The organism is Pseudomonas resinovorans NBRC 106553 (assembly GCF_000412695.1).
GTDB classification, from domain to species: Bacteria; Pseudomonadota; Gammaproteobacteria; order Pseudomonadales; family Pseudomonadaceae; genus Metapseudomonas; species Metapseudomonas resinovorans_A.
The window spans coordinates 40,299-57,174 of sequence record NC_021499.1; the positions used below are offsets into that span (position 1 = coordinate 40,299).

Annotated in this window: 19 protein-coding genes; 15 read left to right on the forward strand and 4 right to left on the reverse strand. The window is 65.3% G+C overall.

Features of this window, described 5'->3' with window-relative positions; translation table 11 throughout:
- The first annotated feature begins 57 nt into the window (after positions 1–57).
- The gene (locus PCA10_RS00205) at positions 58–291 is read left to right on the forward strand and encodes a DUF1161 domain-containing protein (protein ID WP_041770063.1); all 234 of its coding nucleotides are present in this window, start codon (positions 58–60) and stop codon (positions 289–291) included.
- A gap of 117 nt (positions 292–408) precedes the next feature.
- On the opposite strand, the gene PCA10_RS00210 is transcribed toward PCA10_RS00205, so the two are convergent.
- Both PCA10_RS00210 and PCA10_RS00215 read right to left on the reverse strand, forming a co-directional pair.
- The gene (locus PCA10_RS00210) at positions 409–1,053 is read right to left on the reverse strand and encodes an HAD family hydrolase (protein WP_016489986.1); all 645 of its coding nucleotides are present in this window, start codon (positions 1,051–1,053) and stop codon (positions 409–411) included.
- Between the two features lie 3 nt (positions 1,054–1,056).
- Entirely contained in the window at positions 1,057–1,602 is a 546-nt protein-coding gene (locus PCA10_RS00215) for a gamma carbonic anhydrase family protein (protein WP_016489987.1), read from the reverse strand.
- A 111-nt stretch (positions 1,603–1,713) separates the two neighbouring features.
- Between PCA10_RS00215 and prlC the strand changes: the two genes are divergently transcribed.
- The 5 genes from prlC to PCA10_RS00240 all read left to right on the forward strand — a co-directional run bounded on the left by prlC (position 1,714) and on the right by PCA10_RS00240 (position 6,850).
- A complete protein-coding gene (prlC, locus tag PCA10_RS00220; RefSeq protein ID WP_016489988.1) occupies positions 1,714–3,762 on the forward strand; it encodes an oligopeptidase A in 2,049 nt (682 codons plus the stop codon).
- A complete protein-coding gene (locus PCA10_RS00225; protein WP_016489989.1) occupies positions 3,759–4,025 on the forward strand; it encodes a YheV family putative zinc ribbon protein in 267 nt (88 codons plus the stop codon). The genes prlC and PCA10_RS00225 overlap by 4 nt, the downstream gene beginning before the upstream one ends.
- A 21-nt stretch (positions 4,026–4,046) precedes the next feature.
- Entirely contained in the window at positions 4,047–4,820 is a 774-nt protein-coding gene (locus PCA10_RS00230; protein ID WP_016489990.1) for a DUF1835 domain-containing protein, read from the forward strand.
- 152 nt (positions 4,821–4,972) lie between these two features.
- A complete protein-coding gene (locus tag PCA10_RS00235; RefSeq protein ID WP_016489991.1) occupies positions 4,973–6,031 on the forward strand; it encodes a PA0069 family radical SAM protein in 1,059 nt (352 codons plus the stop codon).
- A gap of 111 nt (positions 6,032–6,142) precedes the next feature.
- A complete protein-coding gene (locus tag PCA10_RS00240) occupies positions 6,143–6,850 on the forward strand; it encodes a carbonic anhydrase (RefSeq protein WP_016489992.1) in 708 nt (235 codons plus the stop codon).
- Between the two features lie 502 nt (positions 6,851–7,352).
- Here the strand turns inward: PCA10_RS00240 and PCA10_RS00245 are convergent.
- Positions 7,353–8,006, reverse strand: coding sequence for a hypothetical protein (locus tag PCA10_RS00245; protein WP_016489993.1), 654 nt, complete (start codon positions 8,004–8,006; stop codon positions 7,353–7,355).
- Positions 8,007–8,381: 375 nt separating this feature from the next.
- Between PCA10_RS00245 and coxB the strand changes: the two genes are divergently transcribed.
- From coxB to PCA10_RS00265, 4 genes are read left to right on the forward strand one after another with little or no spacing between them, the layout of a single operon-like run.
- Positions 8,382–9,509: a cytochrome c oxidase subunit II gene (coxB, locus tag PCA10_RS00250; RefSeq protein ID WP_162472265.1), complete on the forward strand. Its 1,128-nt coding sequence runs from the start codon at positions 8,382–8,384 to the stop codon at positions 9,507–9,509.
- Positions 9,510–9,538: 29 nt separating this feature from the next.
- Complete coding sequence (gene ctaD / locus PCA10_RS00255) at positions 9,539–11,128, forward strand: cytochrome c oxidase subunit I (protein ID WP_041770064.1); 1,590 nt, start codon at positions 9,539–9,541, stop codon at positions 11,126–11,128.
- Between the two features lies 1 nt (position 11,129).
- The gene (locus PCA10_RS00260; RefSeq protein WP_016489996.1) at positions 11,130–11,681 is read left to right on the forward strand and encodes a cytochrome c oxidase assembly protein; all 552 of its coding nucleotides are present in this window, start codon (positions 11,130–11,132) and stop codon (positions 11,679–11,681) included.
- Positions 11,682–11,706: 25 nt separating this feature from the next.
- Positions 11,707–12,594, forward strand: a complete 888-nt coding sequence (locus PCA10_RS00265; RefSeq protein ID WP_016489997.1) for a cytochrome c oxidase subunit 3 — start codon at positions 11,707–11,709, stop codon at positions 12,592–12,594.
- 29 nt (positions 12,595–12,623) lie between these two features.
- Here the strand turns inward: PCA10_RS00265 and PCA10_RS00270 are convergent, their stop codons facing one another.
- On the reverse strand, positions 12,624–12,827 hold the full coding sequence (locus PCA10_RS00270) for a twin transmembrane helix small protein (protein ID WP_041770066.1): 204 nt from the start codon (positions 12,825–12,827) through the stop codon (positions 12,624–12,626).
- A 70-nt stretch (positions 12,828–12,897) separates the two neighbouring features.
- On the opposite strand from PCA10_RS00270, the gene PCA10_RS00275 reads away from it, so the two are divergent.
- The 5 genes from PCA10_RS00275 to PCA10_RS00295 are packed head-to-tail and all read left to right on the forward strand — an operon-like array spanning position 12,898 to position 16,854.
- On the forward strand, positions 12,898–13,626 hold the full coding sequence (locus PCA10_RS00275; protein WP_016489999.1) for an SURF1 family protein: 729 nt from the start codon (positions 12,898–12,900) through the stop codon (positions 13,624–13,626).
- The gene (locus tag PCA10_RS00280; protein WP_081663885.1) at positions 13,601–14,182 is read left to right on the forward strand and encodes a hypothetical protein; all 582 of its coding nucleotides are present in this window, start codon (positions 13,601–13,603) and stop codon (positions 14,180–14,182) included. The genes PCA10_RS00275 and PCA10_RS00280 overlap by 26 nt, the downstream gene beginning before the upstream one ends.
- A gap of 37 nt (positions 14,183–14,219) precedes the next feature.
- Entirely contained in the window at positions 14,220–15,305 is a 1,086-nt protein-coding gene (locus tag PCA10_RS00285) for a COX15/CtaA family protein (protein WP_016490001.1), read from the forward strand.
- Positions 15,306–15,316: 11 nt separating this feature from the next.
- Positions 15,317–16,222, forward strand: a complete 906-nt coding sequence (gene cyoE, locus PCA10_RS00290; protein WP_016490002.1) for a heme o synthase — start codon at positions 15,317–15,319, stop codon at positions 16,220–16,222.
- Complete coding sequence (locus PCA10_RS00295) at positions 16,219–16,854, forward strand: SCO family protein (protein WP_016490003.1); 636 nt, start codon at positions 16,219–16,221, stop codon at positions 16,852–16,854. Before cyoE ends, PCA10_RS00295 begins: the two co-directional genes overlap by 4 nt.
- Positions 16,855–16,876: the final 22 nt, after the last annotated feature.

The following is a 16,876-nucleotide window of genomic DNA, read 5'->3' on the forward strand; positions in this document are numbered from 1 at the left end:
ACTTGCCTGGCTGGCCGTCAGTCAAAGGGCCAGGACCTCAAGGAAATGGAGTGGGTGATGATGAGATTTGCGCTAGTCCTGGTGCTGGGCGCGTTGGCGGGCACCGCCGTCGCGGCGCCCAAGCCGTGCGAGGAGCTGAAGCAGGAGATCGAGGTGAAGATCCAGGCCGCCGGAGTGCCCAGCTACACCCTGGAAATAGTCCCCAACGCCGAGGTGAAGGACCAGAACATGGTGGTCGGCACCTGCGAAAACGGCACCAAGAAGATCATCTATCAGCGCAACGGCAACTGACGAAGTCTGTGGGGGCGATTTCAATCGCCAAGCAGGCCGGAGGCCTGCCTCTCAGCCATTGGGGGCGCTGCGCACCCCTTGGCGAATAAATTCGCCCCTACATCCTTTCTCCGCGTTTCAGCCCAACGCCCGGCTCAACTCGTCCAGGCTGGCGAAGTAATGAGCCGGCCCTTCCGCCAGCAGCTCCTCGCGGCTGCCGAAGCCATAGCCCACCCCCGCCCCGTGCAGGCCATTGCGGCTGGCGCCGATCAGGTCGTGCTTGCGATCGCCGATCATCAGGGTGTCGGCAGGGGCCAGGCCCTCCTCGTCCAGCAGGTGGGCGATCAGCTCCACCTTGTTGGTGCGGGTGCCGTCCAGCTCGCTGCCGTAGATGTGCTTGAAGTGCCGGTCGAAGCCGAAGTGGCGGGCGATCTCGCGGGCGAACACCGTCGGCTTGCTGGTGGCGATGTACAGCGTGCGGCCCTGCTCGACGAGGCGCGCCAGCAGCGCGTCGATGCCGTCGAACACGCGGTTCTCGTAGAGGCCGGTGACCTTGAAGCGGTCGCGGTAGTGGTTCACCGCGTCCCAGGCGCGTTCCTCGGAGAGGGAGTAGGTCTGCATGAAGCACTGCAGCAGCGGCGGGCCGATGAAGTGTTCAAGCTTCGCCAGGTCGGGCTCGTGGATATCCAGCTTGGCGAGTGCGTACTGCACCGAGCGGGTGATGCCCTCGCGGGGGTCGGTGAGGGTGCCGTCGAGGTCGAAGAGGATGTTGCGGTAATCCATCGATCAGACTCCGTAGCCTTCGGCGATATGCAGGTCTTTCAGCTTCACGTAGTTCGCCGCGCTGTAGGTGAAGAAGGCCTTCTCCTTGTCGCTCAGCGGGCGGGCCTGCTTCACCGGGCTGCCCACATAGAGGTAGCCGCTTTCCAGGCGCTTGCCCGGCGGCACCAGGCTGCCGGCGCCGAGCACCACGTCGTCCTCGATCACCGCGCCGTCCATGACGATGCTGCCCATGCCGATCAGCACCCGGCTGCCGACCTTGCAACCGTGCAGCAGCGCCTTGTGGCCGATGGTCACGTCGTCGCCGATTTCCAGCGGATAGCCGTCCGGGTTGAAGGGGCCGGCGTGGGTGATGTGCAGCACGCTGCCGTCCTGCACGCTGGTGCGCGCGCCTATACGGATGCGATGCATGTCGCCGCGGATGGTCACCAGGGGCCAGACCGAGGCGTCGTCGCCGAGCCGCACGTCGCCGATGACCACGGCGGAGGCGTCGACGAAGACCCGCTCGCCGAGCTCTGGGGTGGTGCCCTGGTAGGTTCTGATCGGGTTCATAGCTATTCCTGAGGCTGCGTCAGGCGCCGATTGTAATTAAGATGACCAGCATTCGGGCTGCGTATCGTCTCCCCGCGCCGCCCGCCTCCTCCCCGAATACAGGTGAATGCCGTGACGCTGAGCAATCCCCTCCTGCAAGACTTCGACCTGCCGCCCTATTCCGCCATTCGTCCGGAACATGTCGAACCGGCCGTCGACCAGATCCTCGCCGACAACCGCGCGGCCATCGCCGAGCTGCTGGCGCGCCAGGATGGCGCCCCCACCTGGCAGGGCCTGGTGCAGGCCCTGGACGAACTGGGCGAGCGCCTGGGTCGCGCCTGGAGCCCGGTGAGCCACCTCAACGCGGTGTGCAACAGCGCCGAGCTGCGCAACGCCTATGAGGCCTGCCTGCCCAAGCTGTCCGAGTACTGGACCGAAATGGGCCAGAACCGTGCCCTGTTCCAGGCCTACGAGGCCTTGGCCAATGGCCCGGAGGCCGCCGGCTTCGAGGTGGCGCAGAAGACCATCCTCGAACACGCCCTGCGCGACTTCCGCCTGTCCGGCATCGACCTGCCGGCGGACCAGCAACAGCGTTACGGCGAAATCCAGATGAAGCTCTCGGAGCTGGGCAGCCGCTTCTCCAACCAGCTGCTGGACGCCACCCAGGCCTGGACCAAGGAAGTCCAGGATGAAGCCGTGCTGGCCGGCCTCACCGATTCGGCCAAGGCGCAGATGAAGCAGGCCGCCGAGGCCAAGGGCCTGGACGGCTGGCTGATCAGCCTGGAATTCCCCAGCTACTACGCGGTGATGACCTACGCCGACGACCGCGCGTTGCGTGAAGAGGTCTATACCGCCTACAGCACCCGCGCCTCCGACCAGGGGCCCAATGCCGGGCAGAACGACAACGGCCCGGTGATGGCCGAGATCCTCGACTTGCGCCAGGAACTGGCCCGCCTGCTGGGCTTCGCGCATTTCTCCGAGCTCAGCCTCGCCACCAAGATGGCCGAGTCCACCGATCAGGTCCTGGGCTTCCTGCGGGACCTGGCCAAGCGCAGCAAACCCTTTGCCGCCAAGGACCTGGACGAGCTCAAGGCCTTTGCCGCCGAGCGGGGCGTGGCCGATCTGAAGAGCTGGGACGTGGGTTACTTCGGCGAGAAGCTGCGCGAACAGCGCTACAGCATTTCCCAGGAAACCCTGCGCGCCTACTTCCCGGTGGACAAGGTCCTGTCGGGCCTCTTCGCCATCGTGCAGAAGCTCTACGGCATCGAGATCCGCGAGCTGTCCGGTTTCGATACCTGGCACCCGGACGTGCGCCTGTTCGAGATCAGCGAGAACGGCCAGCACGTCGGCCGCTTCTTCTTCGACCTCTACGCCCGCGCCAACAAGCGTGGCGGCGCCTGGATGGACGGTGCCCGCGACAAGCGCCGCAACGCCCGTGGCGAGGTGGTCGCGCCGGTGGCCAACCTGGTGTGCAACTTCACCCCCGCCGTTGGCGACAAGCCCGCGCTGCTGACCCACGATGAAGTCACCACCCTGTTCCACGAATTCGGCCATGGCCTGCACCACCTGCTGACCCGCGTCGAGCATGCCGGCGCCTCCGGCATCAACGGCGTGGCCTGGGACGCGGTGGAGCTGCCCAGCCAGTTCATGGAGAACTGGTGCTGGGAGCCCGAGGGCCTGGCGCTGATCTCCGGCCACTACCAGAGCGGCGAAGCCCTGCCCCAGGACCTGCTGGACAAGATGCTGGCGGCGAAGAACTTCCAGTCCGGCCTGATGATGGTGCGCCAGCTGGAGTTCTCCCTGTTCGACTTCGAACTGCACGCCACCCACGGCGACGGCCGCAGCGTACTGGACGTGCTGGAAGCGATCCGGGGCGAGGTGGCGGTGATGCGTCCGCCGGCGTTCAACCGTTTCGCCAACAGCTTTGCGCACATCTTCGCCGGCGGTTACGCGGCCGGTTACTACAGCTACAAGTGGGCCGAAGTGCTGTCCGCCGACGCCTTCTCGCGCTTCGAGGAAGAAGGCGTGCTCAACGAAGCCACCGGCCGCGCCTTCCGCGAGGCCATCCTGGCCCGTGGCGGCTCCCAGGAGCCGATGGTGCTGTTCGTCGACTTCCGCGGCCGCGAGCCGTCCATCGACGCCCTGCTGCGCCATAGCGGCCTGTCGGAGGACGCAGCATGACCGCTACGCCGAAACGCTTCATCGCCGGGGCCGTATGCCCGGCGTGCAGCGAGATGGACAAGATCCAGATGTGGGACGAGGACGGCGTGCCGCACCGTGAGTGCGTCGTCTGTGGCTATGCCGACACCCTCAACGCCCAGGGCCAGTCGGTGCCCAAGGAGCTGGGCACGCGGGTCAACCAGCCCAAGTCCAAGCCGGCCGATCCCAAGGTGCAGGGGGTGCAGTTCTTCCCCAATCCCAAGCTGAAGAAACCCGGCGAATAACGCACGGGCCAAGGAGGGCTCATGTGGCACCTGGTGTGTGGTGACAACGCGGTCGACGGGGTTGCCCGCGCCATTGGCGCCGACGCTGCCAAGGGCATCCGGGTATTGCACGATGACCTGGCGGTGGGACCGCTGGCGGATATCGAGCGGCCGCCCTGTGCGGCCCGCGCGGCATTCTGGCTGGAGGTCTGGCCCCAGGCGGTGACGCCCAGGCCCGACTTCGGCAGCGGTCTCAGCGGTGACGCCGATTGGCTAGCGGCCCTGGCGCAGCAAGCGCGGCCGGTGACCGTCTGGCACGGCGACAGCTGCTCCGAGCAACTGCTGCTGGCCCGCGTGGCCGCCGCCCTGGCGCACAGCGACCTGCCGTTCTGGGAAGTGGCCTGCGGTACCGGCGACGGCGGCGTCCGCACACGTCGCGCCGTGGCCATGATCGAACCCGAGGCGATGAGCGCCTACCACCAGCCGCGTCGGGTCGAGGCCGGGCGCAAGGCACAGCTGGCTGCGCAATGGCATGGCGCCGTGGCCGCCAATGCGGATATCCGCCGCTGGCGCGACGGCGATTTCCAGGGGGAGGACCACGCAGTCGTGGATGCCATCTTCCTGGCGGCCTGCACGCCGGACTGGCAGCCGTTGCCCCGGGTGATGGCCGAGCTGATGGCGGGTGTCGACGGTTTCTTCGTCACCGATTTCTTCGCCTTCTGGCGCGCACGCGAGCTGGCTGACCAGGGCCGCGTCGAACTGGGTGGGACTGCCGGCCAGCATGGCTACGGTGGGCTTAACGTCCGTCTCGTTTGATCTTGCCCTTGCAGGCGCGAATTCAATTGTGGTGACGAAATACACGGCGTTGACATGAGAACCGGTGCCGATCCCTGCCGTCCGGCAGAGACCCCTTGGCGTAGGAAAGGGCTATGTATACTGTATGAATATACAGCTATCGGAGCCCTGCCATGCCTGCCCCTCTCCCGCCCCGTGGCCGTGGTACGGCCAGCAACCCGTTCAACCGCTTCGCCCCGACCACCTCGGTGGCTCTGGATGACGGCTGGTTCCAGGAAGTCCCGCCCAGCCGCGCCACCGAGGTACGGCTGGAAACCGCCAAGAGCATCATTACCCGCAACCAGTCGCCGGACCTGCCCTTCGACCGTTCGGTGAACCCCTACCGTGGCTGCGAACACGGCTGCATCTACTGCTACGCCAGGCCCAGCCACGCGTATTGGGACATGTCGCCGGGGCTGGATTTCGAGACCCGGCTGATCGCCAAGACCAACGCCGTGGCCCTGCTCGAACAACAGCTGTCCAAGCCCGGCTACCAGTGCGCGCCGATCAACCTCGGCTCCAACACCGACCCCTACCAGCCCATCGAACGGGAACACCGCCTCACCCGGCAGACCCTCGAAGTGCTGCTGCGCTATCGGCATCCGGTGACCATAGTGACCAAGGGCTCGCTGGTGCTGCGTGACCTCGACCTGCTGACCGAGCTGGCGGAGCAGAACCTGGTGGCGGTGATGATCAGCCTGACCACCCTGGACGATGAGTTGAAACGCACCCTCGAACCCCGCGCCGCCGCTCCGTCCGCTCGTCTGCGGGCGATCCGCGTATTGCGCGAAAACCGCATTCCGGTGGGCGTGCTCTGCTCGCCGATGATCCCGATGATCAACGACATGGAACTGGAAAGCCTGCTGGAAGCGGCGCGCGACGCTGGTGCGCGGCAGGCGAACTACATGCTGCTGCGCCTGCCGAGGGAAGTGGCGCCACTGTTCGAGGAATGGCTGGAGGCGTACTACCCGCAGCGCGCCCGTCATGTCATGAGCATCATCCGCCAGTGCCGGGGTGGCGAGGTCTACGACAGCCGCTTCGGTCACCGCTTCAAGGGCGAGGGACCCTTCGCCGAGCTGCTGGCCCAGCGCTTCGCCGTGGCCATTCGCAAGCTCGGACTGAACCGCCGCCGCGACTATGAACTGGATTGTTCGCGCTTTTGTCCGCCGGGCGGACAGATGGCGTTACTTTAAGGTGTGACTCGGCAGGCCGTAACGACTGTCCTGTAGGAATTCAAATGCCGTTAAACCGTGGATAATGGGCGGCATAACGACAAAATTCCTGAGATGACCGAGGTTGGCAGCATGAGCAATGAGCATGACAAGCAAGGCGGTGAGAGTGCTGAAGAGGCGCTGCGGAACATAGTCGAGGGTCTCCAGCGCTTCCGCGACGAGGTGTTCCCGCAACAGGAAGAGTTGTTCAAGAAGCTCGCCCACGAGCAGAAACCCCGCGCCATGTTTATTACCTGCGCCGACTCGCGCATCGTTCCCGAACTGATCACCCAGAGCTCGCCCGGCGACCTGTTCGTGACCCGCAACGTCGGTAACGTGGTCCCGCCCTACGGCCAGATGAACGGTGGCGTGTCCACCGCCATCGAGTTCGCGGTAATGGCCCTCGGCGTGCACCACATCATCATCTGCGGCCACTCCGACTGCGGCGCCATGAAGGCGGTGATGGACCCCCAGACCCTGGAACGCATGCCCACGGTGAAGGCCTGGCTGCGCCACGCCGAAGTGGCCAAGGTGGTGGTCCAGGAGAACTGCGGCTGCGCAAACCACGAAGCCCTGGGCGTGCTCACCGAGGAAAACGTGGTGGCCCAGCTCGACCACCTGCGCACCCACCCGTCGGTGGCGGCGCGCCTGGCCAGCGGCCAGTTGTTCATCCACGGCTGGGTGTATGACATCGAGACGTCGGTGATCCGCGCCTACGACGCCGAGCAGGGGCGTTTCCGCGCCATCGGCGATGGTCCGCTGCCGATGGCTACGCCGCGGCCGCGCTACCAGGCGGAGTAAGACGAAAAGGGCTGCGATTGCAGCCCTTTTTCATGGTGCTTTGCGGGCTTTGTTGCTCGGCTCGTTTTTGCGTGGGCTGGGGGTTGTTGTTTCGCCTTCCCAGGCGACTTCCTTTGGCAGTCGTCGGAATGCCGCACCACCCAAAGGAAGCAAAAGGCTTGCCCCGACATCCGGGTTTGGCTTCGCCAAACTTCCCTCGCTCCATCCTTGCTCCGGGGGCGCGCCGCGAAGGGCCATCCATGGCCCTGCGCGGCTCTCGCGGCATCCATGCCTCTCGTCCCCCTCTACAACGATTCCGCTCGGCCTCCTGAAGGGGCGGTTTGCGCGGCCTCTGCTTCTCTGCCCCGCGTCAGGCTGGTATGGGCATCAGGTCTGTCTGTTGCTCGCCGCCGCGAGTCACCCCTCTCCCCCCAGGAGAGGGGCGGCGGAGATAGGTTCGTAGGGTGGGTTGAGTGGAACGATACCCACGCGGACAAGGCTGATGGGGACCTCAGGTTCAGCCCTACGCGCGTTGCCCCTGGTTCAGCTCCAGCCCCACGCCCAGCTGTTGGGACAGGCAGGGCCAGCGCTTCCAGGCCGCTTCCACCTTGGGGTCGTGAAGTTGCTGGCGGTAGGCCTGGGCCGAGGGCTGGCTGAACACCTCCTCCTCAAGCAGGCCGTCCACGGCGTGGTGCACCGCTTCATCCAGCTGGTTGGCGAACGGCTCGCCGATCAACTGATGGGCGATCAGGTTGGCCACGGTGGTGTCCAGCGGGATCAGCGGCTGGCCGAAATGCACGATGTAGCGGTCGTTGACCTCCTCCACCAGGCGATGGGCGAGGTAGGCCTCGTCGAGCAGGCCTTCGAGGCCATCATGGCCGGCCATCAGCGCTGGCGGTTGCAGGAAGAATTGTTCGGCCACTTTGAGGACCGGCTTGATCCGCGACTCGATACCGGCTTCGCGGGCGACGTTGGCGGCGGCGTCCAGCACATCCGGCACCTGCTCCACGTAGGCGGCGATGAAGCGGGCGAGCACGCCCTGGGCATCATCTTCCGGCAGGCGGATCGCGGGGTGGAGGCTGGCGACCTGGGTTTCCAGTATCTGCTTGAGTTGGGCTGACGCGGCTTCGTTCTGGAGGGCGCGCTGAATGACTTCGCGCACTGCGGCGGTGTTCATGACTGCTCCTGAAAAGGACATGCGTGGTGGACGTGAAGAGAAGACCTTAGCTTGCCTTGCGAAGCTGCTAAGACCGGATTGTCATAATTCCGTAGTGGTTATTCGGGTCGGATATAACAGCACTTTGCCACCCGCTGCCAACCCGTGTGAGCCGTGGCCTTTAGGACAAGGCTTACGCGCATTCGGCCATTTCCTGGACCGCGTTGCGCGCCGGAAGTCCGTGTCTATACTCCGACTCGAAAGGCATTACCTGATGGAACCCGACTGTGCACCTGCGTGCCGAGGTCGGCGGTCCGAGTTTTGGTAGTCCGGGCAGCCGTCCCCAAGCCGTTGGCCCAGCCGGCGGGATAACAAGAACGAGAAGGGGAACCCGCAATGATGCGACATCCACGAGTCTGGATGGGACTCCTGCTGTGGTCTGTTCTAGCCCAGGCGGAGGCCGCCTGGACGGTCAATATGGCGCCCGGGGCCACCGAGGTCAGCCGCACCGTTTTCGATTTGCACATGACCATCTTCTGGATCTGCGTCGTCATCGGCGTACTGGTCTTCGGTGCCATGTTCTGGTCGATGATCATCCACCGCCGCTCCACCGGACAGCAGCCATCGCACTTCCATGAAAGCACGACGGTCGAGATCCTCTGGACCGTCGTGCCCTTCGTCATCCTGGTGTTGATGGCGATTCCCGCCACCAAGACCCTGATCGACATCTACGACACCTCGGAATCCGACGTGGATATCCAGGTCACCGGCTACCAGTGGAAGTGGCACTACAAGTACCTGGGCCAGGACGTCGAGTTCTTCAGCAACCTGACCACGCCCTCCGAGCAGATCCACAACCAGGCGGAGAAGGGCGAGCATTACCTGCTGGAGGTGGACGAGCCGCTGGTGATCCCGGTGGGCGCCAAGGTGCGCTTCCTGATCACCGCCGCCGACGTGATCCACTCCTGGTGGGTGCCGGCCCTGGCGGTCAAGCGCGATGCCATTCCCGGCTTCGTCAACGAATCCTGGACCCGCGTCGACAAGCCCGGCCTCTACCGTGGCCAGTGCGCCGAGCTGTGCGGCAAGGACCATGGCTTCATGCCCATCGTGGTCGAGGCCAAGTCCAAGGAAGACTTCGCCAAGTGGCTGGCCGCACGCAAGGAAGAAACCGCCAAGCTCAAGGAGCTGACCGACAAGGAATGGACCCTGGAGGAACTGGTCGCGCGGGGTGACAAGGTCTACCACACCACCTGCGCCGCCTGTCACCAGGCCGAAGGCGAGGGCCTGCCGCCGATGTTCCCGGCGCTCAAGGGCTCGAAGATCGCCACCGGTCCCAAGGCCGATCACCTTTCCATCGTCTTCCACGGCAAGCCGGGCACCGCCATGGCGGCCTTCGGCAAGCAACTGTCCGAGGTCGATATCGCCGCGGTCGTCACCTACGAGCGCAATTCCTGGGGTAACGCCACCGGGGACATGGTGACGCCCAAGGAAGTGCTGGCGCTGAAACAGGCGGAAAGCCAATGAAAAAGACACCGGCCTATATGGAGACTGACATGAGTGCAGTGATCGACCACGATCATGCCGGGCATGATCACCACCACGGTCCGGCCAAGGGCCTGATGCGCTGGGTGCTGACCACCAACCACAAGGACATCGGCACCATGTACCTGTGGTTCAGCTTCGCCATGTTCCTGCTGGGCGGGTCCATGGCGATGGTGATCCGCGCCGAGCTGTTCCAGCCCGGCCTGCAGATAGTGCAGCCGGAATTCTTCAACCAGATGACCACCATGCATGGCCTGATCATGGTGTTCGGCGCCGTGATGCCGGCCTTCGTCGGCCTGGCCAACTGGATGATCCCGTTGATGATCGGCGCGCCGGACATGGCGTTGCCGCGCATGAACAACTTCAGCTTCTGGCTGCTGCCGGCGGCCTTCGGCCTGCTGGTGAGCACCCTGTTCAGCGCCGGCGGCGGGCCCAACTTCGGCTGGACCTTCTACGCGCCGCTATCGACCACCTACGCGCCGGAAAGCGTCACCTTCTTCATCTTCGCCATCCACCTGATGGGCATCAGCTCGATCATGGGGGCGATCAACGTGATCGCCACCATTCTCAACCTGCGTGCCCCCGGCATGACGCTGATGAAGATGCCGCTGTTCGTCTGGACCTGGCTGATCACCGCCTTCCTGCTGATCGCGGTAATGCCGGTGCTGGCCGGCTGCGTGACCATGATGCTGATGGACATCCACTTCGGCACCAGCTTCTTCAACGCCGCCGGTGGTGGCGACCCCGTGCTGTTCCAGCACGTGTTCTGGTTCTTCGGCCACCCCGAGGTGTACATCATGATCCTGCCCGCCTTCGGTGCGGTCAGCGCGATCATCCCGGCCTTCGCGCGCAAGCCGTTGTTCGGCTACACCTCGATGGTCTACGCCACCGCGTCCATCGCCTTCCTGTCCTTCATCGTCTGGGCGCACCACATGTTCACCGTGGGCATCCCGCTGACCGGTGAGCTGTTCTTCATGTTCGCCACCATGCTGATCGCCGTGCCCACCGGGGTGAAGGTGTTCAACTGGGTGACCACCATGTGGGAAGGCTCGCTGACCTTCGAGACGCCGATGCTGTTCGCCGTGGCCTTCGTCATCCTGTTCACCATCGGCGGTTTCTCCGGCCTGATGCTGGCCATCGCCCCGGCGGACTTCCAGTACCACGACACCTACTTCGTGGTGGCGCACTTCCACTACGTGCTGGTGCCCGGCGCCATCTTCGGCATCTTCGCCTCGGCCTACTTCTGGCTGCCGAAATGGACGGGCCACATGTACGACGAGACCCTCGGCAAGCTGCACTTCTGGATGAGCTTCATCGGCATGAACATGGCCTTCTTCCCCATGCACTTCGTGGGACTGGCAGGCATGCCGCGGCGGATCCCGGACTACAACCTGCAGTTCGCCGACTTCAACATGATCTCTTCCATCGGTGCCTTCACCTTCGGCGCTACCCAGTTCCTCTTCCTGTTCATCGTCATCAAGTGCATCCGTGGTGGCGCCAAGGCCCCGGCCAAGCCTTGGGACGGTGCCGAGGGGCTGGAGTGGACGGTGCCTTCGCCGGCGCCCTATCACACCTTCAGCACGCCGCCGGAAGTGAAGTGACATGAACGGGGAAATGAGCAATCGCCGCCTGATCCTGCGCCTGCTGTTGCTGGTGGTGGCGATGTTCGGTTTCGGTTTTGCCCTGGTGCCTATCTACGACGTGATGTGCCAGGCCTTCGGCATCAACGGCAAGACCACCGGGTCGGCCTACGAAGGGGCCCAGAGCGAAGACCAGCAGCGCCAGGTGCGGGTGCAGTTCCTCGCCACCAATGCGGCGGGGATGAGCTGGGAATTCCGCCCCAAGGCGGATGACCTGGTGGTGCACCCGGGGGCGAGCAACGAAATGCTCTTCGTGGCCTACAACCCCACCGACAAGCCGATGACCGCCCAGGCGATTCCCAGCGTGGCGCCGTCAAAGGCGGCGGCTTTCTTCCACAAGACCGAATGCTTCTGCTTCACCCAGCAGGTCCTGCAACCCGGCCAGCGCATCGAGATGCCGGTGCGCTTCATCGTCGATCGTGATCTGCCGGCCGACGTGCATCACCTGACCCTTGCTTACACGCTGTTCGATATCACCGCCCGCAAGCCACCAGTCGCCAGGAATGACGGCTGACGGGCCGATAAGGAGAACAACAACGATGGCTAGTCACGAGAACTACTACGTTCCTGCCCAGAGCAAGTGGCCGATCATTGCCACCCTCGGCCTGCTGATCACGGTCTACGGCCTGGGCACCTGGTTCAACGATCTCAAGGCCGGGCGCCCCGACTCCAACGGGCCGATCATCTTCTTCGTCGGCGGCCTGTTCGTCGCGTACATGTTGTTCGGCTGGTTCGGCAACGTGATCCGCGAGAGCCGCGGCGGCCTCTACAGCCCGCAGATGGACCGCTCCTTCCGCTGGGGGATGAGCTGGTTCATCTTCTCCGAGGTGATGTTCTTCGCGGCCTTCTTCGGTGCCCTCTTCTACATCCGCCACTTCGCCGGGCCCTGGCTCGGCGGCGAAGGCGCCAAGGGTGTCTCCAACATGCTCTGGCCGAACTTCGAGTTCGCCTGGCCGGCGCTGAGCAACCCCGATCCCAAGCTGTTCCCGCCGCCCAAGGAAGTGATCGATCCCTGGCACCTGCCGCTGATCAACACCATCCTGCTGGTGACCTCCAGCTTCACCGTGACCTTCGCCCACCACGCCCTGCGCAAGAACAAGCGCGGTCCGCTCAAGGCCTGGCTGGCGCTGACCATCCTGCTGGGGCTGAGCTTCCTGGCGCTGCAGGTGGAGGAATACGTCCACGCCTACCGCGAGCTGGGGCTGACCCTGGGGTCGGGCATCTACGGCGCCACCTTCTTCATGCTCACCGGCTTCCACGGCGCCCACGTGACCATGGGTACGCTGATCCTGTTCGTGATGCTGATGCGCATCATGCGGGGGCACTTCAACAGTGAGCAGCACTTCGGCTTCGAGGCGGCGGCCTGGTACTGGCACTTCGTGGATGTGGTCTGGATCGGCCTGTTTATCTTCGTCTACGTGCTGTGAATGGTGCGCCGGACGCGGGGGCGTCCGGCCTACCAGGTGACATGGGACACGAGCTGGCCGCTGTAGAAGCCCCAGGCGACGAGCGCCAGGGTCAGGGCGGCCAGGATCACACGAACCGTTAGCGCATTGACCACGCGGGAGCTGCGACCTTCGTCCTTGACCAGGAAGAAAAGGCCGCTGAACAGGCTGACCAGGGTGGCAAGCAACATGAGGACGATCGCAGCCTTGAGCATGCGTGACTCCGGGGGGAAGGGGGATGTTGTGCAGTATAGCCAGCCCTGTTCGGCCTCGCGGACGGCAAGCATGAGTGCCTTCCGGCCCGGCCTGGTGCCCACCCTGGTGGTGCTCGCGCTGCTGCCGATATTGCTCGGGCTGGGCTTCTGGCAGCTGTCCCGCGCCGAGGAAAAGCGCCAGCTGCTGAGCGCCGCCGAGGCTCGCCGCGTCGCCGCCCCCATCGATCTCGAACAACTCCGTTCCAGCCCCGACCCGGCCTACCTGCGGGTTCGCCTCAACGGCCATTTCGACGGCGCCCACAGCCTGCTGCTGGACAACCGGATTCGCGACGGCAAGGTCGGCGTCGAGTTGCTGCAGCCCTTCCAGGACAGCGCCAGTGGCCAGTGGCTGCTGGTCAATCGTGGCTGGCTGCCCTGGCCCGACCGCCGTGTGGCCCTGGCATTCAACACCCCGGACAGCGCACAGGAGCTGATCGCCTGGGCCTACGTGCCGCCGGGGGCCGTTTTCGAACTCAAGCACCTGCAAGGGAGCGGCTGGCCGCAACTGATCAACCAGGTGGACGCCGCCGCCCTCTGGCAGCAGCTCGGGCGCAGTGGCCTGCCCCTGGAGTTGCGCCTGGAAGAAGGCCCGGCGGCGCTTCGCACCGGTTGGCCGGTGGTCGCCATGGGCCCGGAGAAAAACCTCGGCTACGCCGTGCAGTGGTTCGCCATGGCGGCGGCGCTGCTTGGCCTGTTCATCTATTTCGGATTGCGCAAAGGACGGGAGAACAACAATGAATCCAGCACTCGCCATGCCTGAGGCCGCACCGCCGCGCCGCCGTGGGCGCATCCAGCTGCTGTTGATCCTGATGGTGGTGATCGGCCCGATGCTGCTCGCCACGGCCATGTACAAGTTCAGCTTCTGGGTGCCGGAGGGCCGTAGCTACCACGGGACCCTGATCGGCAACGGGCAGACCCTGGCCGACCTCGGCGTGCAGGGCGAAGCGGCCGGGGATACCTGGCGGCTGCTGGTGACTGCGCCGGCCAACTGCGAGGCGGACTGTCAGGAGCTGGTCTACATGGCCCGGCAGATCCACATCGGCCTCGGCCGCGATGCTTCCCGGGCCACCCATGCCCTGGCCGCCAACGCCATCCCTGCCGACTACGACGAACAACTGCGCCGGGATTATCCGCGGCTCGAACGCCATGGCCTGGATGCCGCGGCCTACGGCAAGGCCACCGAAGACCTGGGCGGCGCCCGCCTGTGGATAGTCGACCCCCACGGCAACCTGGTGCTGCGTTACGACGGCGGCATCAAGGGCAAGCAGATCCTCAACGACCTGCGCCACCTGCTGAAGCTTTCCAACATAGGTTGAACGACCCCTTTCTCAGGAAAGGTGAGGAGCGGCTGCTGTGGATAACTACAAGAACCGGCCCGGATTCCGCCTCGCCCTGTTCGCCACCCTGCTGGCCGTGGTGGTGGTGCTGCTGGGCGCCTATACCCGCCTGACCCACGCCGGCCTCGGCTGCCCCGACTGGCCGGGCTGCTACGGCTTCATCGGCGTACCCAAGACCGAAGCCCAGCTGGCCCACGCCGAGGCCAACTTCCCCCATGCGCCGGTGGAGGCGCAGAAGGGTTGGAACGAGATGGTCCACCGCTACTTCGCCGGCACCCTGGGCCTGGTGATTCTCGGCCTCGCCGTCCACGCCCTGCGCCTGCGCGGTCGTGATGGCCAACCGCTGAAACTGCCGCTGCTGCTGGTGGCCGTGGTCGTCGCCCAGGCCGCTTTCGGCATGTGGACGGTGACCCTGCAGCTCTGGCCCCAGGTGGTCACCGCCCACCTGCTGGGCGGCTTCACCACCCTTTCGCTGTTGTTGCTGCTGTGTCTGCGGCTGTCCAGCGCGTTCCCGCCGCTGGCGCTGCCCGCCCGGCTGCGGCGCTGGGCGGCGCTGGGACTGGCGCTGGTGATCGGCCAGATCGCCCTGGGCGGCTGGGTCAGTTCCAACTACGCGGCGGTGGCCTGCGTCGACCTGCCCACCTGCCACGGCCAATGGTGGCCGGCGATGGACTTCGCCAACGGCTTCCACCTGACCCAGCACATAGGTCCGAACTACCTGGGCGGCCAACTGGACAGCGACGCCCGCACCGCCATCCACATGACCCACCGCCTCGGCGCCCTGGCCGTGACCCTGGTGCTGCTGGGGCTGGCCTGGCAGCTGCGCGGCGCCGGCCTGCCACGCCTCGCCGGGCTGCTGCTGGCGGCCCTGTGCCTGCAGGTGGGGCTGGGCGTCAGCAACGTGATCTTCCATCTGCCGCTGCCGGTGGCGGTGGCCCACAACGGCGGTGGCGCCCTGCTGCTGCTGGTGCTGGTTTCGGTGAACTACCGGGTGCGCAGCCCGCAGGTTCTGGTAGGCGCGAGCTCTGCTCGCGAAAGCGGGAACACCGAAGGTTCGCGAGCAGAGCTCGCTCCTACGGTTCTGACCTCCCACAGCAAATAAGGAGAGACGCCATGGCCACTCTACTCAGCCAAGGACACAGCGGGGCTCGCGCCAGCTGGCGCGACTACCTGGAACTGACCAAGCCCAAGGTGGTGGTGCTGATGCTCATCACCTCGCTGGTCGGCATGTTCCTCGCCACCCGCGCCGGCGTGCCCTGGACGGTGCTGGTGTTCGGCAACCTCGGCATCGGGCTCTGTGCCGGCGCGGCGGCGGCGATCAACCATGTGGTGGACCGGCGCATCGACTCGATCATGGCCCGCACCCTCAAGCGTCCGGTGGTCAACGGCCGCGTTTCGCCGGTGGCGGCCCTGGCCTTCGCCTTCGTCCTGGCGGTGGCCGGGCAAGCCCTGCTGCTGGCTTTCACCAATGAGCTGACGGCCTGGCTGACCCTGGCCTCCCTGATGGGCTACGCGGTGCTCTACACGGGCTTTCTCAAGCGTGCGACGCCGCAGAACATCGTCATCGGCGGCCTGGCCGGCGCCGCGCCGCCGCTGCTCGGCTGGGTTGCCGTCACCGGCCACCTGTCCGCCGAACCGTTGCTGCTGGTGCTGATCATCTTCGCCTGGACCCCGCCGCATTTCTGGGCCCTGGCCATCCACCGCAAGGAGGAGTACGCCAAGGCCGACATCCCCATGCTGCCGGTGACCCACGGCGAGCACTACACCAAGGTGCACATCCTGCTCTACACCCTGGTGATGTTCGCGGTCAGCCTGCTGCCCTATGCCATCCACATGAGTGGCGCGCTGTACCTGGTCTGCGCCGTGGTGCTCGGGGCGCGCTTTCTGCAGTGGGCGTGGGTGCTGTACCGTGACAGCAAACCGCACGCGGCGATACGGACCTTCAAGTACTCTATCGCCTACCTTTTCCTGTTGTTCATCGCCCTGCTGGTGGACCACTACCTGATGCTGAGCCTATGACCAGAGTCCAGAAAACCGTCTTCATCCTCGTCGCCGTCGTCGCCCTGGTGCTCGGCCTCACCGTGCACCGGGTGCTGACCAGCCAGGGCCAGGCCGACCCCACCAAGCTGCTCGACGCCGGTATCGTGCTGCTGCCCCAGAGCCGCACCCTGCCGCCCCTGACCATGCTCGACCAGAACGGCGAAAAGGTTGCGGTGGACCAGCTCAAGGACAAGTGGAGCCTGATGTTCTTCGGCTACACCTTCTGCCCGGACATCTGCCCCACCACCCTGGCGCAGATGCGTGAACTCAAGGGGCTGCTGCCGCCGGAGGCGCGGGACAACCTGCGCTTCGTCTTCGTCAGCGTCGACCCGAATCGCGACACCCCGCAGCAGATCAAGCAGTACCTGGGCTACTTCGATCCGGGCTTCCTTGGCATCACCAGTGACCTGCCGACCCTGCAGAAACTGGCCAACGCCGTGAGCATCCCCTTCATTCCGGCCGACACCAGCAAGGAAAACTACACCGTCGACCACAGCGGCAACCTGGTAGTCCTGGGCCCGGACGGCACCCAGCGCGGCTTCATCCGCTCGCCGCTGAACAACCAGAAGCTCAAGGAGCAGCTGCCGGGGCTGGTGGTACCGAAAAGCTGAATGGCTCAGTAAGTAGGTTGGG